We start from the raw sequence: 7520 nt of genomic DNA on the forward strand, positions 1-7520 counted from the left end.
AGGTTAAGAGAAATGGCCGACACTTCCCATCTCCAAACGCCGCTCGCGCGTATTGCCGAGCTGGCTGCGGCCATCCCGCCGCGCCCCTTCATCGACGGCGCGTTTCGCCCAATGGCAAATGACAAGACTCTCGACAATGTCAGCCCGCGTAATGGTGCGCAGATCAATCGCATTGCCCGCTGCGATGTCGAGGAGGTCGATCGCGCGGTGGCATGCGCCAAGGCGGCATTCGATTCTGGCGCATGGCGCGGCATGGCCCCGCACGCGCGCAAGCAGCTGCTACTCCGTTTCGCCAGCCTGATGGAGGAGCAGGCGGAAGAATTCGCGCTGCTCGAATGTATCGATACCGGCAAGCCAATCAGCGCCACGCGCAGCTTCGACGTGCCGCAAGCGATCAATACGCTGCGTTACTATGCCGAAGCCATCGACAAGGTGTACGGCGAAGTCGGCGCATCGCCCGCCTCTCGCCTGTCCTATGCCGTGCATGATCCGCTCGGCGTGATCGGGGTGATCGTGCCATGGAACTTCCCCCTGCACCTGGCGATGTGGAAGATCGCGCCAGCGCTGGCGACGGGCAATACGCTGGTGGTCAAGCCATCGGAGCTGACATCGCTGAGCGCACTGAAGCTTGCCGCGACAGCGATCGAGGCTGGCATTCCCGCAGGGGTACTCAACATAGTCACCGGCCTTGGCCATGAAGCGGGCGATGCACTGGCGCGGCACATGGATGTGCAATTGATCGCCTTCACCGGATCGGAGCGCACGGGCCGACAATTGCTGCGTGCCGCTGCAGAGAGTAATCTGAAGCGAGTGAGCCTGGAGCTTGGCGGAAAATCCCCGCACATCGTCTTTGCTGACTGGAGCGATCTCGACAAGGCGGCCGAACAGGCGGCGTGGGGCATCTTCTACAATCAGGGACAAGTGTGCACGGCGGGCTCGCGCCTGCTGCTCGAACGCTCCATCGCAGATGCCATGCTCGACCGGGTTATTGCTGTGGCGGATGCGATCCGGCCCGGCGATCCACTGGACGAAAGCACCAGCCTCGGCGCACTCTCCAGCAAGGGACATCTCGACGCCGTGATGGCGCAGGTCGAGCACGCCCGATCCGACGGCTTGAGAATCGCCTGCGGCGGCGAAATCGCCCGTGCGGAGAGCGGAGGCTACTACATGCTGCCCACGATCATCGCTGACGTGCCACCCGATCATCCGCTGGCGCAGGACGAGATCTTCGGACCAGTGCTCTGCGTCTCGGCATTCGACAATGATGAAGAGGCGCTGGCTATCGCTAACGGCACCCGGTTCGGCTTGGCAGCAGGCCTGTGGACGGCGAACATGACCCGCGCCCATCGCTTCGCCGATGCGTTGGTGGCGGGCATGGTATGGATCAACGGCTGGGACAGCTGCGACATAACCATGCCTTTCGGCGGCTTCCGCCAGTCCGGCTATGGCCGCGACCGCAGCCTGCACGCGATGGAGAAATACTGCGACCTGAAGGCCGTCAGCTACACTTTCGCATAGATGGACAAGAGCCTACCGGCTCGCCCGCGCCCGCTCGATCTTCTTTACAAGCCGGGGCATCCACTGCGCCTTGTGGAGATTTTCCGGGTTGTCCGGCCGCGCTTCGCGCCAGCTTACCAGTTGTAGCTCGCGGATCAGGAGGAACAGTTCGAGTTGCTGCAGGATATCGCCCGGCATGCCATGCTGTAGCTCGTAGCCGGCCAGGAAATGGTCGCGGATCGTGGGGAAATCCGGATGGTCGCAGCTGCTGTGCAATGCCACTGCCATGTCAAAAGCCTGCCAGCCAAAGGCACAATCGTCGAAGTCGATCAGGCCGAGTCGTTCTCCGCTGATCAGGACATTATCGAGATGGGGATCGGCATGGATGAGGCCGAAGCCGGCCTCACGCCGCTGCAATTCCTCCAACCGGCCGATTACCCACTTCCGCGCGGAAGACAGTAGCGCGCGCTCATCGTCATCGAGCAGGGTTGATTCCCAGAAGCGGCCCCAGAACGGTGCTTCACCCATGAGTCCATCGATGTCGAGCCGATGCCGGAAAAAGCCTGCCGGAATGGCCCAGTTTTCGGTGTGCCGATGCAGTTCACCCAGGAGCGAGCCAAACCTCGCAAACCAGGCCCAACTTTCCGGCCCATGCTCGGATCCGATGACACGGCCCAGCAATTGCCCTTCGTGCCAGGTCGTCAGTCCGGCATAGCGCATCCCTTGGGGGTCAGGCGTCCGAACGCGCACATACCACGCGTCACTCAACGCCCGGCGCCCAGTGGGAACGATCATCCCCTGCTCCGCCAGGGCGGAGGTCCAGGTTCGCTCCGATTCCAGCGTATCGAGTGCATGATAGCCGGGCCTGTGCAGTCGCAGGGCGTAAAGTTGGCCAGTTCCGGCCTCACGCAGACGAAAGACGACATTCTCGGTGTTCGAGATTGGATCAAGCTCGGCAATTTGCACGCCGAACGCTTCGCTCGCTGCCTCTGCCGCATCGGCGTAGCGGTCGATGTTCAGGGCATCAGCCATGCAGGTCAAGCATCACTGCGTCGAAGGCATCGAGGAAGGCATTCGCCTCTTCGATCGGCAGCGGCAGCGGCGGGCGTATCTTCACCATGTTGTTGAATGCGCCATCGATCGAAGTGAGAAAGCCCCGCTCGCGCAATCCGCTTACCACGGCGGAGGCCGGTGCGCTGTCCGGCTCGCCTTTGGCATCGACGAATTCGGCACCTAGGAAAAGACCCGTGCCCCGCACATCGGCCAGCACATCCCAATGCCTTGCGCGCTCGGTCAACCCAGCCTTCAACAGCGCCCCCACTTCGCGGGCGTTGTCGATCATCCCTTCGGATTCCAGCACGTCGATCACTGCCAGACCAACCGCGCCTTGCAAGGGACTGGCAGCGAAGGTGTTGAAATAGCGGGTCTCCGCTCGAAATCCCTCGATCAGATCGCGGCGCCCGGTGGTAGCCGCCAGCGGCAGCCCGGCACCCATCGGCTTGCCGGTCGCCACAATGTCGGGGACCAGCCCCACGGCATCATAGCCCCACCACTGCCCAGTGCGGCCATAGCCTGCCTGCACTTCGTCTGCGATGATCAGGCCGCCGGCTGCCTTTACCAGGCGAACAGCCTTTTCCATGAAGCCGTCCGGAATATCCGGCAGCCCTTCGTTGGCAAGGATCGGGCACAGGATCAGCGCGGCGAAGCCCGATCCGTTGGCTTTCAGATCGTCAATCGCGGCGCCCAGACGTGCGACATAGGCATCGGCCAGCTCCGCTCCCGAAAGGCCTGGTGCGATCGGGCGCAGCGATTCCGGAAAGGGAAACGCACGCAAGTGCGGATGGCTGCGATCGTCCTCACCGAGGTTGGTCAGCGCTCCCACCACAGCGTTGTTGCCGTGATAGGTGTGGTTGGTGCAGACAATCCCGCGCGCGCCGGTGGCGATTTGCGCCATGCGCATCGCCACCTCCACCGCCTCGGTACCGCTGCAGCTGAAAATCGCGCAGTCGGTTACGCGCTGCAGGCCGGTCAGCCTTTCGGCCAGTTCTATCGCGCTTTCGTGCAAGTAGCGGCTATGCGTGTTCAGCGTCGCCTGCTGCGCCGCCATCGCTTCGACAATGCGCGGGTGGGCATGACCCACGCAGGGGACGTTGTTGTACATGTCGACATATCGGCGTCCGCCTGCATCGAACACATGCACTCCCTTACCGCGGACGAGGTGCAGGGGCGTGTCATAGAACAGCTTTGTGCCCCTCCCGAAGGCAGCGTCGCGCCGCCGGACGAGGGCCTCGACTGACGGATCATGGGGGACGGTTCGCAAATGCAGGCTCTGTTGCAGTCTGCGGAGCTCAGACCGTCTTGAGATACCAGTCGTAATCGAGCGAAGTGACTTCGCTGAAGAAGCGGTCCTGCTCGATGCGCTTGACGGCGCAGTACATGTCAACGAATCGTGCCCCAAGATAATCCCGCAAGATGACCGACCTATCCAGAGCGTCGACCGCCGCATACCAATTGCCCGGCACCTGATGCGTGGAATCGGCGGCAGCCTTGTAGCCGTCACCTTCCACCGGCGGTCCGGGATCGATCTCGTTGACGATACCGTGGTGGACACCCGCAAGCATGGCAGCGAGCGCCAGATAGGGATTGGCATCGGCGCCAGCAAAGCGATGCTCCACATGGCGCGACTTGGGTGGACCGGCGGGCACACGCAAGGATACCGAGCGGTTGTTCACGCCCCAGATCGGCGCGGTGGGGGCATAGGAATTGGCGCGGTAACGGCGATAGGAATTGGCGTTTGGCGCGAAGATACCGAAGGCTTCTGCCTGTGTTTCGCGCAGACCGCCGATTGCATGGCGCATCACCGGGGTACCCTGCGGGTCCTCGCTGGCGAAGATGTTTTCGCCTGCTGCATCGTTCAAGCTGAAGTGCAGGTGCATGGAGCTGCCAGCAGAATGGGTGAAGGGCTTGGCCATGAAGGTCGCCTCCATTCCCTGCGTGGCAGCAAGCCCGCGTGCGAGCCGCTTGTACATATGCGCCTCGTCTCCGGCGCGTAGGGCATCGGGGCCATGGTGCAAAGTGAGCTCAACCTGGCCTGCAGCATATTCGGAGATGGCCGCTTCCAGCGGGATTCCCTGGATATCGGCCAAGCGCCATAGTTCCTTGAAGTAGGGGGCGAAGTCCTGCAATTCGCGCAGGCTGAAGACATCAACATGTTCCGGTGCGCCTGGTTGGCCGGGAGCGACCGCCGGACGCAATTCTCCACCAGGGCCACGCATCTGATCGACGAGATAGTACTCGATCTCGCACGCCACGACGGGCGTCAGGTCGATGTCATCAAACCGGTCCAGCACCCGCTGCAGCACATGGCGCGGATCCAGATCGTTGGGCACGCCGTCCAAATCATACATAGATGTGATCACTTGTGCCACATCATCGCCCAGCCACGGCGCCTTCACCAACGTGCCCGGCACCGGACGCAGCACGAAGTCGGGATCGCCATTACCCCAGACCAGGCCCGTCTCCTCGCAATCCTGTCCGGTCACATCGATTACCAGCATGGATCCGGGAAAAAGCCGTCCGTTCTCATAGATGGTGAGCAACTCGGAGCGGCGAATACGCTTTCCACGCGGCACCCCAACCATCGACGTGAAGATCACTTCGATGAATTCGATCTCCGGATTCGCAGCCAGAAAATCAGCCGCCTCGGAAGGTTCGGCGATGCGCGGGGCACTGGGCATCATGGTTCCTAATCGTGAATTTTGCCGACAATCCGGCGATAAGCTAAAATTTAGTGATCACATTATTTTGCGCACTCAAATGTGTCAAGCAAGATGCACATGGCGATCACGACTGGGATATGCCGCAAAATAGGGGTGTCAGTCCAATGCGAACCAGCCCCCACATGGCGCACCCTCCCGCGACAGAAGTCATATCCGCGTTCGAGAAGCAGATAAGTTGCAGCGGATATCGGATCTCAAGCATCACCACCATGCGGGTGACATCTGGCGATGGAATGTACCGCTGCGCAAGTGCACCGGGTCGAGCCTCTTTCCTGTTGTCGCACGGCATCCCGAGAGTCGATGACCGGCGGACCGTGTCGGGGATCGCCTACGCCATCAAGCATGGCTGATGTGGCGCGATGCCCGAGGGGTTATGGCCCGTGCAAGACGATCTACAACCGCTTCATTCCCTGGAGCGATGTGGGCGTGTTCAATCGCAGCTTCGCCGAATTGGCTGGCGAGGCCGGTGAGCCCAACGCGATCATGATCGACGCTACGCATCTCATGGCACATCGTACGGCGGCGAGCATTCTAATAGGGGGGATCTTCCCCGACGTATCGGTCTCACCAACGGCAGGCAGAACTCAAAGCTCCGTGCCGTGAAACCCTTGTCGCACTTGCACGAGACGCTCAAGAGACAGTGGGTCAGGCTGAAGCAGAAATGCGCCCCCCAAATGTGGTTTTCTTGGAAGCCCGCAATAAGGCCCGCAAAAATTCAACGATGGGATGATCGAGGACGAATCGAGAGTCGAGCGCCTAGGGTCCGTAGGTACTGAAAGGGAATAGAAAGGACGAGTAGAGACATCAATTTGGAGAACCAATGTGAGTTCTTAAATACTGTCGTTTTCTTTATGTGTTTCAATCGGTTAAAGAAATGGTGCCCAGAAGAGGACTCTTATTGACATCCTAACTATCTCTTAGAGAAGATGTTTCTGAATCTTAAGTTATATGTTACCCCCAAATTTACCCCCACCTCTATGGTATAGTCAGGTGAAATCAGGGATATCGAGACGCATCATTCCATTTCGCGCCAAGCCTCGCGAAGCAACCCATTCAACGCATACTCCTTCCTTGTTAGCCCTCCGTTCTTAGTTCGCCGCGCACCAAATTGCATGAGCGTTTCACGAAGCAGGGATGTCTCCGTCTTGTCCAGATGAAAAACGAAAGCCTTCGTCTCGCGGGGGTTCGCTCCGGCCAAGGCTCTCGCAAGTTTGCGCGACTTGGTAGCCCTAGCGAGAATCATCATCTCACTAACCTGCTTTGCCGAGACTTCGGCACGACCCAGAACGTGGCGGGCGATAATCTGCAATTTCGTCGCACCGACCGAAATCGCGTCATGCTTCGAAATGGAATGATTGGTTATGAACTCGCCTACGTCCAACAGATTGTAGAGCTGCCTGCGACTCAAGTCGGTGTGCTCAAGGAGCATCGATATTGCTGATGGATCACTTGCGTGAAAATCGAACAAGGCGCGGGCAAAATCATAGAACCCATTCTCCAGCTCGCTCACCACCAATCGAGCATGGTCAATCTGCTCGGCAATGCTATCTAGTTGCGTATTCGAAACCAACTTGAGCCTCGCGACATAGTCCAACTTGCAAGGTCATATCTTAGGTTCAGAAGATATCGAAGAAGGGCACAAGAGAACTCAACAGTTGACTATCTCGGCCAGGCAATCACCGTTTCACGGTCTGCCAAGCAATGCCGCCTCAAGCAATCCGTGCACGTGATCAGCGGTCGAACGATTTTCCGTCTCAATGACGCAAATACTAGCCAACCCCCCGGTGTTAATCCAAATTCGATAACGGATCGGACTGGGATGTCTCTGCTTGTAGAATGCATAGCCCCCAGGAACTAACACCCAAAACAAAAGCGGAGCGTTGCTAACTGGCGCAGCCAGCCAGATCAAAAGTGTTGCCATTGCGACAGCCCACGCCGCAAAAACGCGAGTGCGGCCAGACTGCGCCTCACTACGGTGGAGGCGCTTGATCTTCGAAGTGTTGATGACTGTACTGCCACATCGCACAAAGTCCCGATCGATTGACAATCCGTCAGCTTCGAATGGAAGAAGATCACCGGCCTGGTTCAAAGCTCTTCCAAACTGAGTTTGTCCATTTCATCCGTCCAAAACTCGAGCCCGCTCTCCAGTCTGCCGCGCTCGAAGCTATGACCCTTTCGCGTGACTGCCTGCCTGCTCCCCTCTGGCGGCGCCAATACTATTGTTCCGGGAGAAATCCGAAAGCA

At 59.3% G+C, this 7520-nt stretch carries 8 protein-coding genes; 3 read left to right on the plus strand and 5 right to left on the minus strand.

All coding sequences use genetic code 11. The features are described 5' to 3' along the window. Positions 1-12 precede the first annotated feature (12 nt). Positions 13-1518, plus strand: coding sequence for an aldehyde dehydrogenase (locus ACQY6C_RS06995; RefSeq protein WP_427966686.1), 1506 nt, complete (start codon positions 13-15; stop codon positions 1516-1518). A 12-nt stretch (positions 1519-1530) separates the two neighbouring features. On the opposite strand, the gene ACQY6C_RS07000 is transcribed toward ACQY6C_RS06995, so the two are convergent. From ACQY6C_RS07000 to ACQY6C_RS07010, 3 genes are read right to left on the minus strand one after another with little or no spacing between them, the layout of a single operon-like run. After that, entirely contained in the window at positions 1531-2529 is a 999-nt protein-coding gene (locus ACQY6C_RS07000; protein ID WP_427966689.1) for a phosphotransferase enzyme family protein, read from the minus strand. Next, positions 2522-3817, minus strand: a complete 1296-nt coding sequence (locus ACQY6C_RS07005; protein ID WP_427966692.1) for an aspartate aminotransferase family protein — start codon at positions 3815-3817, stop codon at positions 2522-2524. The genes ACQY6C_RS07000 and ACQY6C_RS07005 overlap by 8 nt, the downstream gene beginning before the upstream one ends. Positions 3818-3845: 28 nt before the next feature. Beyond that, positions 3846-5237: a glutamine synthetase family protein gene (locus ACQY6C_RS07010; protein WP_427966695.1), complete on the minus strand. Its 1392-nt coding sequence runs from the start codon at positions 5235-5237 to the stop codon at positions 3846-3848. 381 nt (positions 5238-5618) lie between these two features. Between ACQY6C_RS07010 and ACQY6C_RS07015 the strand changes: the two genes are divergently transcribed. Then, positions 5619-5879, plus strand: coding sequence for a hypothetical protein (locus ACQY6C_RS07015; RefSeq protein ID WP_427966697.1), 261 nt, complete (start codon positions 5619-5621; stop codon positions 5877-5879). Positions 5880-6291: 412 nt separating this feature from the next. Here ACQY6C_RS07015 and ACQY6C_RS07020 read toward each other — a convergent pair whose 3' ends face one another. Both ACQY6C_RS07020 and ACQY6C_RS07025 read right to left on the minus strand, forming a co-directional pair. Then, positions 6292-6870, minus strand: coding sequence for a hypothetical protein (locus ACQY6C_RS07020; protein WP_427966700.1), 579 nt, complete (start codon positions 6868-6870; stop codon positions 6292-6294). A 90-nt stretch (positions 6871-6960) separates the two neighbouring features. Beyond that, entirely contained in the window at positions 6961-7365 is a 405-nt protein-coding gene (locus ACQY6C_RS07025) for a DUF6232 family protein (RefSeq protein ID WP_427966703.1), read from the minus strand. Between ACQY6C_RS07025 and ACQY6C_RS07030 the strand changes: the two genes are divergently transcribed. Then, on the plus strand, positions 7338-7520 hold a 183-nt coding region (locus tag ACQY6C_RS07030), incomplete at its 3' end, for a hypothetical protein (protein WP_427966712.1). The two genes, ACQY6C_RS07025 and ACQY6C_RS07030, sit on opposite strands and share 28 nt — an antisense overlap.

This window comes from Altererythrobacter sp., from assembly GCF_050299635.1.
GTDB lineage: Bacteria > Pseudomonadota > Alphaproteobacteria > Sphingomonadales > Sphingomonadaceae > Erythrobacter.